General features: G+C 70.7%; 14 protein-coding genes and 1 pseudogene. 9 read left to right on the plus strand and 6 right to left on the minus strand.

Features of this window, described 5'->3' with window-relative positions; translation table 11 throughout:
* Positions 1–356: 356 nt before the first annotated feature.
* Genes U5C87_RS10385 through guaB form a run of 3 tightly spaced genes read left to right on the plus strand, consistent with a single transcriptional unit; the run spans position 357 to position 3,718 of the window.
* Positions 357–926, plus strand: a complete 570-nt coding sequence (locus U5C87_RS10385) for a sigma-70 family RNA polymerase sigma factor (protein ID WP_330476492.1) — start codon at positions 357–359, stop codon at positions 924–926.
* Positions 923–2,158: a hypothetical protein gene (locus U5C87_RS10390; RefSeq protein WP_330476493.1), complete on the plus strand. Its 1,236-nt coding sequence runs from the start codon at positions 923–925 to the stop codon at positions 2,156–2,158. The genes U5C87_RS10385 and U5C87_RS10390 overlap by 4 nt, the downstream gene beginning before the upstream one ends.
* A 42-nt stretch (positions 2,159–2,200) precedes the next feature.
* Positions 2,201–3,718, plus strand: coding sequence for an IMP dehydrogenase (gene guaB / locus U5C87_RS10395; protein WP_330476494.1), 1,518 nt, complete (start codon positions 2,201–2,203; stop codon positions 3,716–3,718).
* Between the two features lie 79 nt (positions 3,719–3,797).
* On the opposite strand, the gene U5C87_RS10400 is transcribed toward guaB, so the two are convergent.
* Positions 3,798–5,285 carry a peroxidase family protein gene (locus U5C87_RS10400; protein ID WP_330476495.1) on the minus strand — a complete coding sequence of 496 codons (1,488 nt, stop codon included), beginning with the start codon at positions 5,283–5,285 and terminating at the stop codon, positions 3,798–3,800.
* A gap of 66 nt (positions 5,286–5,351) precedes the next feature.
* On the opposite strand from U5C87_RS10400, the gene U5C87_RS10405 reads away from it, so the two are divergent.
* The 3 genes from U5C87_RS10405 (at position 5,352) to U5C87_RS10415 (ending at position 8,561) form a co-directional block, all read left to right on the plus strand.
* On the plus strand, positions 5,352–6,473 hold the full coding sequence (locus U5C87_RS10405) for a GuaB3 family IMP dehydrogenase-related protein (RefSeq protein ID WP_330476496.1): 1,122 nt from the start codon (positions 5,352–5,354) through the stop codon (positions 6,471–6,473).
* Positions 6,474–6,562: 89 nt separating this feature from the next.
* Positions 6,563–8,230 carry a GMC family oxidoreductase gene (locus U5C87_RS10410; protein WP_330476497.1) on the plus strand — a complete coding sequence of 556 codons (1,668 nt, stop codon included), beginning with the start codon at positions 6,563–6,565 and terminating at the stop codon, positions 8,228–8,230.
* 76 nt (positions 8,231–8,306) lie between these two features.
* Positions 8,307–8,561: a hypothetical protein gene (locus tag U5C87_RS10415; protein WP_330476498.1), complete on the plus strand. Its 255-nt coding sequence runs from the start codon at positions 8,307–8,309 to the stop codon at positions 8,559–8,561.
* Positions 8,562–8,665: 104 nt separating this feature from the next.
* On the opposite strand, the gene U5C87_RS10420 is transcribed toward U5C87_RS10415, so the two are convergent.
* Positions 8,666–9,004 (minus strand): DUF488 domain-containing protein, encoded by a 339-nt coding sequence (locus tag U5C87_RS10420; protein WP_330476499.1) that lies wholly within the window; start codon positions 9,002–9,004, stop codon positions 8,666–8,668.
* 233 nt (positions 9,005–9,237) lie between these two features.
* Here U5C87_RS10420 and U5C87_RS10425 point away from each other — a divergent pair, with 233 nt between their 5' ends.
* The gene (locus U5C87_RS10425; protein ID WP_330476500.1) at positions 9,238–9,672 is read left to right on the plus strand and encodes a hypothetical protein; all 435 of its coding nucleotides are present in this window, start codon (positions 9,238–9,240) and stop codon (positions 9,670–9,672) included.
* A gap of 128 nt (positions 9,673–9,800) precedes the next feature.
* On the opposite strand, the gene U5C87_RS10430 is transcribed toward U5C87_RS10425, so the two are convergent.
* Complete coding sequence (locus U5C87_RS10430; protein WP_330476501.1) at positions 9,801–10,307, minus strand: hypothetical protein; 507 nt, start codon at positions 10,305–10,307, stop codon at positions 9,801–9,803.
* A gap of 242 nt (positions 10,308–10,549) precedes the next feature.
* On the opposite strand from U5C87_RS10430, the gene U5C87_RS10435 reads away from it, so the two are divergent.
* Both U5C87_RS10435 and U5C87_RS10440 read left to right on the plus strand, forming a co-directional pair.
* Entirely contained in the window at positions 10,550–10,984 is a 435-nt protein-coding gene (locus U5C87_RS10435) for a hypothetical protein (protein ID WP_330476502.1), read from the plus strand.
* Between the two features lie 120 nt (positions 10,985–11,104).
* Positions 11,105–11,410, plus strand: a complete 306-nt coding sequence (locus tag U5C87_RS10440; RefSeq protein ID WP_330476503.1) for a hypothetical protein — start codon at positions 11,105–11,107, stop codon at positions 11,408–11,410.
* A 72-nt stretch (positions 11,411–11,482) separates the two neighbouring features.
* On the opposite strand, the gene U5C87_RS10445 is transcribed toward U5C87_RS10440, so the two are convergent.
* The 3 genes and pseudogenes from U5C87_RS10445 to U5C87_RS10455 all read right to left on the minus strand — a co-directional run bounded on the left by U5C87_RS10445 (position 11,483) and on the right by U5C87_RS10455 (position 16,164).
* The gene (locus U5C87_RS10445) at positions 11,483–12,034 is read right to left on the minus strand and encodes a hypothetical protein (protein ID WP_330476504.1); all 552 of its coding nucleotides are present in this window, start codon (positions 12,032–12,034) and stop codon (positions 11,483–11,485) included.
* Positions 12,035–12,676: 642 nt separating this feature from the next.
* Positions 12,677–14,452, minus strand: a pseudogene (locus U5C87_RS10450) (ABC transporter ATP-binding protein).
* On the minus strand, positions 14,452–16,164 hold the full coding sequence (locus tag U5C87_RS10455; RefSeq protein ID WP_330476505.1) for an ABC transporter ATP-binding protein: 1,713 nt from the start codon (positions 16,162–16,164) through the stop codon (positions 14,452–14,454). Before U5C87_RS10455 ends, U5C87_RS10450 begins: the two are co-directional and overlap by 1 nt.
* Between the last annotated feature and the right edge of the window lies 1 nt (position 16,165).

The raw sequence follows: 16,165 nt of genomic DNA on the forward strand, positions 1-16,165 counted from the left end.
GGGGCGGGGTTGCCGCCGTGTCGTACCGGCCCCCTCGGTGCACGACATGAGTGCGGGACCGCGGAATTGACGCTAACCGGGCGCGCGATCACGGATAAAGAGCGGAATCTTAAGGACTTGTTCAAGAATTGCCATCCGGATGGCATGCTCGTTCCCGGAGGGAGTTCGGACCATCGCACTCGTCCCGGAAGGACACGTCGCACTAGCATGGGTGCGCTCCGGCGAGGGTTGAACCGGGGCGCAGACGACGGCGTCGCCAGCACATTCGACAGTTCGGGGGGACGACGACTCTCATGGGTCTTGGGTGGTCCACACACACCGGCGTAACGCCGGGTGGTGTTGGCGCGATGGAGCGGATGGACGCTCCATCGCTTCGTGAGCTTGCGGCGCTCGCCGCGCGTGACTCCAACGCGCGCGAGGTGCTCCTGGCCCGTGTCAGGGACATGGCTCTGCGGTACTCCCGCGTCCGCCTCGGCCGCTTCGGCGCCGAGGACACTGCCCAGGACGTCGCTCAGGAGGTGTGCATGGCTGTCGTGACGGCTCTGCCGACCTACGAGGAGCGCGGCCTGCCCTTCGAGGCCTTCGTCTACACCATCACCTCCCGCAAGCTCGCCGACGCGCAGCGGGCCGCGATGCGCGGCCCGGCACCGGTCGCGGACCTGCCCGACGGCCCCGACGACGGGCCCTCGCCGGAGTCCGTGGCCGTGATGCGCGACGACGCTGCCACCGCGATGGCGCTCATGCAGCAGCTCCCCGCCCAGCAGCGCGAGATCCTCACCCTGCGCGTGGCCGTGGGGATGAGCACCGACGAGACCGCGGCTGCCCTCGGCATGTCCGCCGGCGCCGTGCGCGTGGCCCAGCACCGGGCCCTGACCAAGCTGCGGGCCATGATCGCCGCCAGCACCGGGGCGGGTGACGTGGCATGAACGACCTGTCTCCCATGAGCGACCTCATCGCCGACGACCTCTTCCTCGACCGGCTGGCCGGTCGGGTCGACGCCGGCTCCGAGCCCCTCGCTGGTCTGCTCGGCGCCCTCGCGACGCAGGCGGACACCCCGCTGCCGTCCCGCACCGGACGACGGCGCATCGCCAACAAGCACCGCTACCTCGGCGCCTTCGCGGCCCTCGCGGTCGCGGCCTCCGGGGCCGGGGTCGCAGCGGCCGTCACGCTGCCGGCCAACGGCCCGAGCCAGGCCGACCGCGCCCGCATCGTCAAGCTGATGGACGACAGTGCCCGCAGCGACGCCCCGAGCGCGCTGCTGAGCCGCCTCGGCCTGCCGCAGACCTCGCGCAGCTCGCAGGAGAAGGGGCTCGTCCTCGTCCGTCGCGCCGACGGCTCCATCGTGCTGGTCCCTGCCGCCGTCGCGGCCGCGCAGCGAGCGGCGGTCGCGGCCGGCGCCACCGTCGTCCCGGGCGTGCCCGGCACCCAGCAGGCCGCGGGTAGCCGGCCGGGCGGCCCCGGCCAGCCCGGCAGCGGTACCAACGGCCTGGCCCAGGGCGGCAACGGCCAGACGGGCAATGCCCAGGGCGGCAACAACGGCCAGACGGGCAACGGTCAGACCGGCGCCGACGGCACGACGACCGACCAGGGCGACCAGGGCGACCAGGGCGACCACGGCGGCACCAAGACAGGCACGCCCCCGGGCACCAACAACGGCAAGAAGCCCGTCGGCGGGACCCAGGGCGGCAAGAAGCCCACGCCGACCGTCGCGCCGACCCCGACGCCCTCGTCCTCGACGGATGCGCTCGTGGCGCCCCAGACGACGCTCGCGCCCCCGACCACGGCCAGGACCAGCACGAACACCGCGTCCAGGCCCACCCCCAAGGCCAAGGTGCGCGGCACCGCCCCCGGTGCGCCCGGGTCGACGAGGGACACGGTCTCGACGGGCTCGAACGGGTCGAGCACGCCGCAGGACCAGACAGCCCCCGGGTCCTCGGCCGGCGCCGGCGGCTCGGGCAGCGCGGCCACGGACCCCGGCAGGAGTTCCGGGAGCGGCTCGGGCAACGGTTCGGGCAACGGTTCGGGCAGCACCGCAGGCGACGGCGGTGCCACCGCCGCGGTCGGCTCGTTCGTCGACGGTGTGGTCTCCGGCATCCTCCCGGGCGTCGTCCCCGCCGACGCCGCCACGCCTGCCGCAGCCGGCCGCACCACCTCCTGACGCGCGTTCGGAGGCGCTGCCGGGAGCCCGTAGAATCGGGCAATGAGCCTCGGATCGTCTGACGTGCCCGCTGCTTTCGCCTCGATGGGGCTGACGTACGACGACGTCCTGCTCCTGCCCGGCTACAGCGACCTCGCCCCCAACGACATCGACACGACGACGCGCCTCACGCGCGAGCTGTCGATCAGGTCGCCCCTCATCTCGGCGGCGATGGACACCGTCACCGAGGCGCGGATGGCGATCGCGATGGCCCGCCAGGGCGGTCTCGGCGTGCTGCACCGCAACCTCTCGATCCAGGACCAGGCCTACCAGGTCGACCTCGTCAAGCGGACCCAGACCGGGATGATCTCCAACCCGATCACCATCGGCCCCGACCGCACCCTCGAGGAGCTCGACGCGATCTGCGGCGAGTACCGCGTCTCGGGCCTGCCGGTCATCGGCGACGACAAGAAGCTCATCGGCATGGTGACCAACCGCGACCTGCGCTTCACGCCGGTCGCCGAGTGGGCCACGACGCTCGTGCGCGACGTCATGACGCCGATGCCGCTCATCACGGGCCCCGTCGGCATCAGCCGTGACGAGGCGACGGCGCTGCTGCGCCAGCACAAGCGCGAGCGCCTGCCGATCGTCGACTCCGAGGGCCACCTCGCCGGGCTCATCACGGTCAAGGACTTCGTCAAGGGCGAGCAGTTCCCCGACGCGAGCAACGACGCCGACGGCCGCCTCATGGTCGGCGCGGCCATCGGCTACTTCGGCGACGCGTGGGAGCGGGCCACGACCCTCATCGAGGCCGGCGTCGACGTGCTCGTCGCCGACACCGCCCACGGCCACGTGCGCCTGCTCATCGAGATGGTCGCCCGCCTCAAGAGCGACCCCGCCACCCGTCACGTGCAGGTCATCGGCGGCAACGTCGCGACCCGCGAGGGCGCCCAGGCGTTCGTCGACGCCGGCGCCGACGCCGTCAAGGTCGGCGTGGGTCCCGGCTCGATCTGCACGACGCGCATCGTCACCGGCGTGGGGGCCCCGCAGATCACCGCCGTCCACGCGGCGGCCCAGGCCTGCAAGCCGGCCGGCGTGCCGGTCATCGCCGACGGCGGCCTGCAGTACTCCGGTGACATCGCCAAGGCGATCGTCGCCGGCGCCGACTCGGTGATGATCGGGTCGCTGCTCGCCGGCTGCGAGGAGAGCCCGGGAGAGCTGATCTTCGTCAACGGCAAGCAGTTCAAGGCCTACCGCGGCATGGGCTCGCTCGGAGCCATGAGCAGCCGGGGCAAGAAGTCCTACTCCAAGGACCGCTACTTCCAGGCCGAGGTCGACTCCGACGACAAGATCGTGCCCGAGGGCATCGAGGGTCGCGTCGCCTACCGCGGTCCGCTCTCGCAGGTCGCCCACCAGATGCTCGGCGGTCTGCGCCAGTCGATGTTCTACGTCGGCGCGCGCACTATCCCCGAGCTGCAGGACAAGGGCCAGTTCGTGCGCATCACGTCGGCCTCGCTCAAGGAGAGCCACCCGCACGACATCCAGGGCATCGTCGAGGCCCCCAACTACACCGTGGGCTGAGCCCACCCCACGAGGACGTATGCCGTCCCGCCGGCTCGGCGGGACGGCATACGTCATCTCGTGGTGTCGTCGGCGCCGCTCAGAAGGTGGCGACGACGCCCGCGGCGGTGAGCAGGTCGACGACGGTGAAGTCGGCGCCGGTGCCGTAGGTCGGGGTCCAGCCGGGGTCCTGGGCGAGGTAGGAGTCGGCGTCGCCCTCGACGAGGCCGAGGAAGACTTCCGCGACGATCCGGCCGCCCACCGGTCCGAGGTGACGGCCCTGCGCGACGACCTCGGCCTCGCGAAGGATGTAGAACCACAGCGGCGTGCGCAGGTCGAGGTGCAGCGGGGCGAGGTCGGCGAGGTCGCCCGGCGCGAGCACCGGCAGCGACATGGCCTTGGCGACGGCCTGGCCCGAGGGCAGCTTCATCGTCAGGGCGCGCAGCAGGTTGCGCTGCGCGAGCGACACCGGGGTGCCGGTCGCCTGGCCCATGAGCGCGAAGAGCGGCGACGAGAGCGTCACGTCGATGCGCTTGTTGGGTCGGGCGCGTCCGTCGCCGAAGTCGAAGAACGTCTGCCAGTCGACGAAGCGGCGCGGTGCCCGGCAGCCGCCGCGCAGGTCCGCCGGGTCGGCCGTCCCGCCCGGCACGGTGTGGTCGAAGATCAGCGCGAAGAACTGCTGGCTCGCGTCGGTGGCCGACGTGCCGAAGTTCGCGCGGTACGACGGGCGCACCTGCGAGTGGCCGAAACGGTAGGCCGCGACGGAGAACTCGACGGGGATGTAGGGGTCGTTGCGCCACTGGTAGAACTTCCGGCCGTGGGTCAGCACGTCCGTCGCGGTCTGGGCGCCGACGGTCTTGGGCAGGAACTCGTGCAGGACCATCCACTGGTAGTGCCAGCGCACGATCCGCTGGGCCTCGGCGAAGACCTCCTCGACGGTGAGGACGGTGCCGAGGTCGGCCTTGACGTCGGCGACGACCCGGTTGTGGAAGCGCAGCATCGCGAGGTGCAGCTGGCTGACGATGAGGTTCTCGTCGTTCCGGGGGTCGCCGATCAGGGCGACGTTCTGGGCGTTGCGCGGCAGGTCGGTCCGGGTCCCTCCGAGAGACACGGCATCGGACCCGGGGATGGACTCGACGAGGAAGCTCGTGGCGCCGCCGTCGACCGCGTGGTCGTAGAGGAAGGGGCTGACCCCGGGGCCGCCGCCGTAGACGCTGTCGAGGTCGAGCGCCGGGATGCGGAAGTTGCGGATCGACTCCGGGTCCTGGCGCCGGGCGAGCGAGCTCGTCGGGTCGAACGTCATGTCGTGGTCGAGGAACTGGCCGAGGAAGGTCATGCCCGCGGTCAGGTCGGGGTTGTTGGGGTTGTGCGCGCTCTGCGTCGGGTCGACGATGAGCGCGACGGGGTCGGTGCCGTCCTGCGCGTCCATGATCCCGCCGGGCTTGCCGAGCTCCATGAGGGCGCGGCGGACGGTGGGGGTGTCGGCGGAGAAGGGCGCCAGGGTGGGGAACAGGCGGCCGAACCGGCCCTGCTCGTAGAACGTCGACTGCGGCGTGAAGACGCCGGCATCTGCTGATCCGTGTGCCATGGGGGTCAGTGCCCGTGCCTGTATGTGCTGATACGTCCGGTGCCCGGCTGTCGATAGGATCGGTCGGTGACCGAGATCGAGATTGGCCGAGGCAAGCGCGGACGGCGCGCCTACTCCTTCGACGACATCGCCGTCGTGCCCTCGCGGCGCACGCGCGACCCCGAGGAGGTCTCGGTGTCGTGGCAGATCGACGCCTACCACTTCGACATCCCGGTCATGGCGGCCCCGATGGACTCGGTCGTCTCGCCCGAGACCGCCATCGCGCTCGGCAAGCTCGGCGCGCTGCCCGTCCTCGACCTCGAGGGCCTCTGGACGCGCTACGAGGACCCGACCAAGCAGCTGGCCGAGATCGCGGCCCTCGAGGACGGCGCCGCGACGGCGCGCATGCAGCAGATCTACGCCGAGCCGATCAAGCCCGAGCTCATCACCGAGCGCCTGCGCCAGCTGCGTGAGGCCGGGGTGACCGTGGCCGGCGCGCTGTCCCCGCAGCGCACCCAGCAGCACTGGAAGACCGTCGTCGAGGCCGGCGTCGACCTCTTCGTCATCCGCGGCACGACCGTCTCGGCCGAGCACGTGTCGGGCCGCGCCGAGCCTCTCAACCTCAAGCGCTTCATCTACGAGCTCGACGTGCCGGTCATCGTCGGCGGCGCGGCCACCTACACGGCCGCCCTGCACCTCATGCGCACCGGCGCCGCGGGCGTGCTCGTCGGCTTCGGCGGTGGCGCCGCGCACACGACCCGCACCGCCCTAGGCATCCACGCGCCGATGGCCTCGGCCGTCGCCGACGTCGCGGCTGCCCGCCGCGACTACCTCGACGAGTCGGGCGGCCGCTACGTCCACGTCATCGCCGACGGTGGCGTCGGCACGTCCGGCGACATCGTCAAGGCCGTCGCGTGCGGCGCCGACGCGGTCATGCTCGGTGCGGCGCTGGCGCGCGCCACCGACGCGCCCGGCGGCGGCTACCACTGGGGGCCCGAGGCCCACCACCAGCAGCTCCCGCGCGGCGAGCGCATCGCCCTCGGCGGACAGGCCACGCTGGAGGAGGTCCTCTTCGGGCCGGGACGCCAGGCCGACGGCGCGACCAACGTCATCGGTGCCCTGAAGCGCGCGATGGCCACGACCGGCTACTCCGACGTCAAGGAGTTCCAGCGCGTCGAGGTCGTCGTCTCGCCGTACCTCGGCAACTGACGCTCGGCCCCTCCCTGGCTCACTCATGGAGCGTGTGGCGAAGGTTACTGCCGGTAGCCTGATGCGCCCGCGCTCCCTAGGGTGAGCACATGGAGTTCGACCACGACGTCGTCGTCATCGGGTCCGGCTTCGGCGGGTCCGTCGCCGCGCTGCGGCTCGCCGAGAAGGGCTACCGCGTCCACGTCTACGAGGCGGGGCGCCGCTTCGAGGACGAGGACTTCGCCCGGACGAGTTGGGACGTGCGCCGCTACCTCTGGGCGCCGAAGCTCGGGCTCTTCGGCGTGCAGCGCATCCACCGCCTCCCGGACTGCCTCGTCCTCGCCGGTGCGGGCGTCGGCGGCGGGTCGCTCAACTACGCCAACACCCTCTACGTGCCGCCGGCGCCGTTCTTCCGCGACCGGCAGTGGGGTCACATCACCGACTGGCAGGCCGAGCTCGCGCCGCACTACGCGACGGCCCAGCGCATGCTCGGGGTCACAGTCAACCCGTGCGAGGGGCCGGTCGAGCAGCTGATGCGCGACACGGCGACCGACCTCGGCGTCGGTGACACCTTCCGCAAGACGCCGGTGGGCGTCTTCTTCGGCGAGCCCGGCAAGCGCGTCCCCGACCCCTACTTCGGCGGCGAGGGGCCTGCCCGCACGGGCTGCACCGAGTGCGGCAACTGCATGGTCGGCTGCCGGGTCGGCGCCAAGAACACCCTCGTCAAGAACTATCTCGCCCTCGCGGAGCGACGCGGGGTCACCATCGAGCCGTTGCGCACCGTGACGCGCGTGCGCCCGCTCGATCCGGCTGCGCCGGAGCAGGGGTATGCCGTGACGACCGTCCGCAGCGGGTCGTGGGGTCGCCGCCGGGCGGGGGAGCGCACCGTCACGGCCGCCCAGGTCGTCGTCGCGGCGGGGGCGTGGGGCACGGCGCAGCTGCTCCAGGCGATGAAGGCCGAGCCCGAGGGGCGGGGGCTGCCGCGCCTGTCCGACACGCTCGGCGAGCTGACGCGCACGAACTCCGAGGCCCTGGGCGGCGCGATGACCGCGAAGGTGCCGGCCGACGTCGACCTGACGAGGGGCGTGGCGATCACGTCGAGCTTCCACGTCTCCGACACCACGCACGTCGAGAACGTCCGCTACGGCAAGGGTTCCAACCTCATGGGAGCGCTCGCGGTCATGCAGGTCGACGGTGGTGGCGGCATACCCCGGTGGTTGCGGTTCGCAGGCACGGCGGCCCGTCACCCGCTCGTGTTCGCCCGGTCGCTGTCGACCCGGCGCTGGAGCGAGCGCACCGTCATAGCCCTCGTCATGCAGACGAGCGACAACTCGATCAAGGTGCGGCGCCGGCGGGGCCCGTTCGGGTGGCACCTGACCTCGTCGCAGGGCCACGGCGAGCCCAACCCGACCTACATCCCCGAGGGCAACGTCGCGGTGCGGGCCATGGCGGAGCGTCTCGAGCAGAGCACGGGTGAGCGGGCCTGGCCCGGCTCGTCGGTCGGCGAGGTCCTCGACATTCCCATGACGGCCCACTTCCTCGGTGGCGCCGTCATCTCCGACTCGCCGGAGCGTGGAGTCATCGACCCCTACCAGCGCGTGTGGGGCTATCCGGGCCTGCACGTCCTCGACGGGTCGGCGGTCTCGGCCAACCTCGGCGTCAACCCGAGCCTGACCATCACCGCCCAGGCCGAGCGCGCCGTGTCGCTGTGGCCCGCCCGGGGTGAGGCCGACCGGCGCCCGGCCCAGGGGGAGGCCTACCGCCTCGTCGACGCCTGAGCGCTCTCGAGTCGACGCGGTCGCGCGCTGGCGCCTGCCGTGCTTGGATCGGGCCACCATCGACAGGGGAGGCCACGTGAGCACGGAGACGAGCGCAAGGAACGGACTGCCGGGAGCCGAGCAGGCGTCGCGCGAGCAGCAGGCGATCGTCGCCGGGCTGACCTTGGCGGCGTTGCTGCTGCCGGGGGTCGCGCGGGCGGGACTGCTCCTCGTGGCGGCTGGGGTCGCTGCGGCTGTGCGGTGCCCGCGGTGGGTGAGCGTGCTGCTGCTGGCGGCCGCGGTGCCACTCCTGCTCTTCACCGCCGTGACCGGGAGCCTCTGGTACCGCTGACCGCGCGGGGGATCCGGACCCTCTGGTCCGGACCGGTTCGGCTTTCAGGGTTGCTTTGTGGACAGAGGCGCCTGTTCTCCTCGACGGGAGTCTGCGCCGGCCCGTCATTCACGAAGGATGGTGGCGAGGACTGCCGCTTCGCTGATTTCGGCATTCTTGGTTGCCGTCAACAGGGTCAGCCGCTGACCGCCCGCCAGCTCCCGAAGGTGATCCAAAGCCTCGGCGCGCGCCGGGTCATCGAGCTCGGCAAGGTAACGCCGGCTGAACTCCTCGAACTTCGCCGGTGCGTGTCTGTACCACTCGCGCAGTTCTGTGGAGGGCGCCACGTCCTTGGACCACTCATCGAGATGGGCGTCGACCTTCTTCACTCCGCGCGGCCACAGGCGGTCCACCAGGACGCGCTTTCCGTCTTGCTCTTCCGCCGGTTCGTAGATCCTGCGCACTCTCACGTCTCGGGGACTTTTCGTCACGATCCCGCCCTCCAGCGCCGATGGATCCGCTGACTACGACGCCGACGCGACTTACGGGGTGAATGAGGGCCCCGTTACGTATGCGATGGCGGCCATGAGCGAGTTTCGCACAGCCGCCGCGTGCATCGCTGATGACGCGTAGAGCGGCAGATACGGATGACTCATCGGTTAGCCTGCGATCTGCTGGAGGAAGCGGAGGGAGCAGCATGACGAGCCGTCGGGTGGCCGAGTTCGCTGGTGTGTCAGCCGAGTCCGGGCGGGGCATCCGCGCGGGCGTCGGACCTTACGAGTTCTTCACCGACTCCGGCGTTCACGTCTACCTGCACGACGCCGACTTCCTCGGTATGACGCTCCTGCCTGATGCCACAGGACGCTTCTACTTCGCCTACGACTCAAAAACGGCGCCCCTATACGGAGCTGAAGCAACACCGGTGGTGAAGATGGCCTTCTCCTCCGTAGAGCTGTCCGTCTGGGAGACCGACGAGGAGGCTCTCTCGGATACCAAGCACTGCGGCCAAGTCTCAGGCTTCTCTTGGGACGCCGGCGACGGTTTCGACCTCCTCACCTACGCGCTGCACATGTCGTTCTCAGCTGCGCGGCTGGAGGTGCGCCTGTTGACGGCCATGCCGGGCGATCTGTAGTAGTGGGCGGCCAGCCGAACCACTACGAGGCTGATCCCAACGTCCGCTGCTTCGGCATGTTCGCTCAGCGGCATCTCCGGACGTTACAGCGATGGTCAGACCGGATGGTGGTCGTCTGATATTCAGCGCTAGCAGTGGGCGGCGCTGAGCACGTCGGCCTCGGTACCGCGGCGAAGCTTGTCGTTTGAGTCTCTGTAGAGGAACCGCGAGATCGGGAGTTCGTTGACCTGAGTCATCGTGAAGTCGATCCCGGAAGCGCCGTCCTCGGGGTCCCTTTGCACGTAGAGCGACATCGCGTCCTCTGGGGCGATATCCAATGTTGTCAGGGAGCGGACGGTGTCGCGGTTGGTGCCCCCGATTAGTGGCCAGGTGACGAGGACCCCTCGCTGGAGCGCTTCGCGCTTGAACTGCCATGTCGCTTGTGTCCCGGCCGGTGTGTTCTTCTGGAGTTGCGCGGTGGCCTCGAATACGGCGTGGTCGGGAGGGTCGCTGCAACCCACCATCGCTCCACTGGCGGTGCCGTGACTGTCACGGCCAACAACAACGAGCCCGGGCGGTCGTGGCGTGCAACCGCAAAGGAGAAGAGCGGCGAGTCCTACGAGGGCGCTAGCGGCGAGCCTGCGAGTCGTGGACATGCCCGAAACATAGGGCTGAACAACGGTCGGAAGTCGCCCGTGCTCGGTGGCGAAACCGCATCGTGACGAAGCGCGCTCATCGGCAGGATCGCAACGTCCTACCATCGGCACGGCCGCACTGTCCGCGGCTGTGGGCGTTGTCCGACGAGCGGCATGAGCGCGCGTCGGCCGCACGCGGCTAGCCCGCCTGATGGGCGAGCTGAGAGGCGATCAAGTTGGCAACTGGGGCGGTACCTTCAGGCATGGTCGTTGACGTGGCCCCAAGGCGGGTTCGGCGCATCGGTTGGAAGGTCTTTGCCTTTGGGCTCTTCTTGCTCGGGTGTCTGTTGGCGGTGCTGGTGCTCACCCTCCGGCCCGCGCCCACTGCTGACACCCCTATTCGCGCTGTGGACCTTTACGTGTCCGCTCGTGAGCAGGGCGATCGGGACGCCATGGCCATCGTCTTGGACGGGAACGCCGGCCTCCTGGCCAGAAGATTGAACGAGGTGGACGGCCGTCCGGTAGACGTCACCGACGTGAACATCACCCGCAGTGACATCTCGGACGTCATGTACACCGTCACGGTCACGTGGACTGATGCGGGCCACGCCGTGTCCATCGACAGGTTGATCGTGTCGCCAAGGGAGGGCGGCGACCCGAGCGCGCCCCTTGACTGGTCGGTGTCTGTCGCACCATGACGCGTTACGGACATCGGCTCTGACCCTTCGGACACTGAATCAGGCGACGCCTTCGACCTCAGCGCGGCAGATGAGGATGTGCGATCTGCGTTCGAGGCTCGGCGTCAGTACGGTGGGCCCATGTCGTGGACCGAGACGTACGTCTTTGTCGATCCCATGGTGGATCTTCGCTCAGAGGCAGAGCGTGCCGCGGTGCTCGAGACAGAGCTGGCTCGCGAGGTCGGTCACGGTCACGTGCTGCAGGGTCGCAAGTGGACCGTAGTGGCCGAGGCGATGCCTCAGGATGAAGTGCTGGTCCAGGACCGCGACGACGTGTTCTTGGTGCACCTGACCTGGAAAGGTCGCAGGGAAGAGTCGCCCTGGCCGACGGTCGAGCGCGTAGACAGCAGAGAGGAGTTCGAGCACCTGCTCGAGTTCAGATACTAGCCGAACGCGGCATGGTCGGATGCCCACGGTGACCGGCCAGCGCAGTCAAGCGCACGCATGGCCGCGAACTCTCTACGTCGTGGCCAGTTCCTCCGGCGGCTTAACGACGACGAAGCCACTTTGAGGGATTGCTGTCTTTCCGAGATGGGTACTGATTGGCCACCCCGCCAGTATCGACGGGCCAGTCCAGGTCCACGGCGTGGCCAGATCACCATCGTCGTTGATGCTGTACGGATAGCCGTCGGCAGCGATGATCATGTCGCCGGGAGCAACCTCAGGCGTCCACCAGCCGAGGAACGCCGGTGACTCTGGGGGCTGCCCGGGAAGGTGGCCCAGCCGCAGCGGCTTGCCCGTCTCGAGAGAGCCGGTCAGGCGCAGGCGGGTGGAGCGGGGTTGATACTCATGGACTCGGCCCTTCCAGGCAAAGCCTCCGCCGGCATCGCTGAGCCGATATGCGCCGCGGGCGCATCGGGCGATCACCCCGGCATCTCCATGCCACGCCTCTAGGACCGTGAGGCACCGTCCACAGGGGTCCTGCACGACGTCTCCGTCATACAGCTCTCCGGCAGGGATCTGAATCGGGAACGATGCGTACTTGGCGTATCTGCCCTCTTCCACCTGCACCCCCGAAGACTGACGCGGCTGTTACTGCGTCGGCGTCACGCTACACGCCAAGCTCTCAAGAGGCCCGGCCGCCAAGACCACTTGGCATGAAACCGTGCGCAGCCAGAACTGCACATCCTGTCATCGGCATGACGGGAAGAGTGCTTCCGTCCTCCATATCGCAGGGACAGCCCGGCTCGCCGGCCCCGTACTTCAGGCGATGGCCTCGGCATCCCCAAGCCCGGCTGCCCGCGATCGACGCGCCGACACGCCATTCGGGAGAAGGCTCTCCGCCATCGCGGTCACGCACCGCGCCGAGGCCGGGATGCAGCGAGGCCGCGACCTCCCGGCGGGGGTCGCGGCCCAGAGCACCGGAAGTGCACCCGGCATAAACCTCAAAGCCGAACAGGCGGTCCGGATGGGGGAGGGTGAGGCCGTCACCCCTCAGAGACGGCCCCACCCGGCGGTGCGGGTCAGCAACCGGTCGAGAAACGACCCGGCACCGCGCTGACAACGAGGCAGCCCGAGGGGGGTTACGGCATCTGCCATTTATTTGCCGAAGTCGTCGAGACCCGGGGCCCGAGCGTGTGACGACGGGGCCACTCGACGTGGTGGTCGAGTGGCCCCGTCGTCACAGTCGTCCGGGACGGTGTCGTGCGCTCCTCAGCGGGCGGGCTGGGGCTCGTCGCGCCAGGAGCGCCACAGAGCGGCATAGGCCCCGTCGGAGGCGAGCAGCTCCTCGTGCGAGCCGATCTCGCTGATCCGGCCGTCCTCGACGACGCAGACCCGGTCGGCGTCGTGGGCCGTCATGAGCCGGTGCGCGATGGCGACGACGGTGCGTCCCTCGACGACGGCCGCCAGCGAGCGCTCGAGGTGCCGGGCCGCGCGGGGGTCGAGCAGCGAGGTCGCCTCGTCGAGCACGAGGGTGTGCGGGTCGGCGAGGACGAGACGGGCGAGCGCGAGCTGCTGCGCCTGCGGCTCGGTGAGCCGGTGGCCGCCCGAGCCGACGACGGTGTCGAGGCCGTCGGGCAGCTCGAGAGCTCAGCCGCGGGCGTCGACGGCGCCCAGCGCGTCGAGCAGCTGCTCGCGCGAGGCCCCGGGACGGGCGAGGAGCAGGTTGTCCTCGAGCGAGCCGACGAAGACGTGGTGCTCCTGCGTCACGAGCGCGACCTGCCCGCGCAGCTGGGCGAGCTCGAGGTCGACGAGGCGCACACCCCCGACGTCGACGCGGCCCTCACGGGGTCCGTCGATGCCGGCCATGAGCCGGCCGAGCGTCGACTTGCCGGCACCCGAGGGGCCGACGATGGCGAGTCGCTCACCGGGGCGCAGGTCGAGCGAGACGCCGCGCAGCACGTCGCGGCCGGCGCGGTAGGAGTAGTGCACGTCCTCGACCTCGAGGTGGTCGTCCGCCGGCTCCTCGCCGGTCGCCGCCCGGTCCGCGGGCACGTCGGCGATGCCGATGACGCGCGCGAGGCTCGTCGCGCCGACCTGGATCTCGTCGAGCCACGAGATGAGCTCGTCGAGCGGGCCGGCCATCTGCTGGACGTAGAGCGCCACGGCAGTGACCGTGCCGGCGGTCGCCACGTCGCGCGAGATGAGGAAGCCGCCCCAGAGCAGCGTGACCGCGACGGGCGCGAAGAAGGCGAACTCGACCGAGGGGAACCACCGCATGCGCAGCTTGAGCGTGTAGAGCTCGGCGTCGTAGCAGTCGCGGAGGGCGTCGTCCATGCGCCGACGGCGACGCCCGCGCAGGCCGAGGGCGTCGACGGTGCGGGCGCCGTCGGCCGACTCGGTGACGACCCCGTTGAGGACGGCGTACGTGGCGCGCTCCCGGAGGTAGCCGTCGGGCGCGTGCTTGAGGTAGCGCCGGGTCGTGACGACGAGGATCGGCACGCCGACGACGATCGCGACGGCGACCTGCCATCCGGTGAGGAAGGCGGCCACGACGGTGATCGTCGTCGTCACGGCCCCGACGAAGATCGACGGGATGCCGAAACGGATGACGTGCGAGAGGGCCTCGACGTCGTTCGTCGTGCGCGAGACGAGGTCGCCGGTGCCGGCACGCTCGACGGTCGAGAGTGGCAGCTCGACGACGCGGCCCATGAACTCCTCGCGCAGCTCGGCGAAGATCGTCTCGCCCATGACGAACGAGGCGCGGCGGGCGAACCACGTGACGACGGTCTGGACCACGACGGCGCCGGCGATCCACAGCGCGAGGCGGTTGACGACGTCGAGCGAGCGGCCGTGGCTGATCTCGTCGACGAGCAAGCCGATGACGCGCGGGGCCACGAGGGCGGCGCACGCGGCCACGGCGTGCAGGCCGACGACGGTGAGCAGGCTTCGACGGTGCCGGCGGAGCAGGCCACGGGTGTGGTCCCGCACGGACTCGGTGTCGGCCACCGGCAGGGTGCGCGTGGTCGGCGCTGGTGTCAGCGACATCAGTCCTCCTCTCCTCGGACGACGGTGCGTCGGTAGTCGGGTTCTTCGGCCATCAGGCGGGCGTGGGTGCCGGTCGCGGCGACCGCCCCGTCGCGCAGGAAGACGACGTGGTCGGCCTGGTCGAGGATGAGCGGGCTCGCGGACATGACGACGGTGGTGCGTCCTGCCCGGGCGGCGGTGAGCCGCTCGGCGATGCGGGCCTCGGTGTGGGCGTCGACGGCGCTCGTCGGCTCGACGAGCACGAGGGTGTCGGCGCCGGTCAGCAGGGCGCGGGTCAGGGCGAGGCGCTGGCGCTGGCCACCGGAGAAGGCGCGGCCGCGCTCCTCGACCTCGTTGTCGAGGCCGCCGGGCAGCGCCTCGAGGACGTCCTCGCCGCTCGCGACCGACAGCGCCGCGAGGATCGACGCGTCGTCGTGCTCGCCCCAGGGGTCGAGCTCCTCGCGCAGCGTGCCGGTGAACAGGCGCGGGTCGGTCTCGGACACGACGACCCGGCGGCGCACCTCGGCCAGGGAGGCGTCGGCCAGGCGCGTGCCGTCGCGCCGGACGTCGGTCGGGGCGGCGCCGAAGCGGCCGAGCCGGTCGGCGAGCGCGGCGGACTCCTCGGGCCGGGACGACACGACGACCGTGAACCGGCCCGGCTCGACGGTGACGCCGCTGCGCGGGTCGTGCAGGCGCGCAGGCTGCGTCGGCAACGGCTGGGCGTCCGGCATCTCGACCTGGTCGGGCTCGACGCGCAGGATCTTCGTCAGCTTGCGGGCGCCGATGTGGGCGCGGGTCGCGCGATCGACCATCTCGGTCGCGGTGCGCAGCGGGATGACGAGGAAGGCGGTGTAGCCGTAGAACGCGACGAGCTGCCCCGCGGTGATCTCGCCCGCGATGGCGAAGCGTGCACCGAGCCACACGACGACGAGGACGAAGAGGCCGGGCAGCAGCACCTGCGCCGCGTCGAGCGCCGCCTGGTAGCCGGCGACCCGGTTGCCCACCCGGCGCACGGACTGCGACTGCACGGCATACCTCGTCAGGAAGGTGTGCTCACCGCCGATGCCGCGCAGCACGCGCAGGCCGGCGACGGTGTCGGCCCCGAGGCCGATGAGCTTGCCGGACTCCTCGCGCTGGGCGAGCTGGCGCGCCTGGAGCGGTCGGACGATGAAGGTGAGGCACGCGACGAGCACCGGCACGCCGATGAGCACGACGAGACCGAGGGGCGTCGAGGCACCGAGCAGGATGAGCGCGACGACGACGTAGGACACGACGGCGCCCGCGAATCGCGCTGACACGTCGTAGAGCCCGCCGATGCGCATCGCGTCCGAGCTGACGGTCGCGACGACGTCGCCGGTCGGGACGGCGCGCGTCAGGGCCTCGCCGGTGTCGGCGGCCTTGTGACCGATCAGCTGGGCCGAGCGGAAGGCGCCCGTCATCCAGTTCGTCACGGCGTACTTGTGCCGCATGGCGCCCGACGCCGCGCTGACGACGACGAGCCCGATGAGGATGCCGCACCACAGCAGGAGCGAGCCGGCGTCGCCGCCGATGATGCCCTCGTCGATGGCCTTGCCCATCGCGGCGGGGAAGAGCGCCTGGCTGACGAGCCACACGATGCCGAAGGCGATGGCGATCACGAGGGTGCGCCACTGACCCTTGCCGACCCACCGGAGGTAGGCCGTCGGGCTGGTCAGGTCGGGGGTGCCTGGGTCAGCCAGGGGCAGCGAGATCACT

Origin of the sequence: Terrabacter sp. C0L_2, assembly GCF_036352015.1 — a bacterium.
GTDB classification, from domain to species: Bacteria; Actinomycetota; Actinomycetes; order Actinomycetales; family Dermatophilaceae; genus Terrabacter; species Terrabacter tumescens.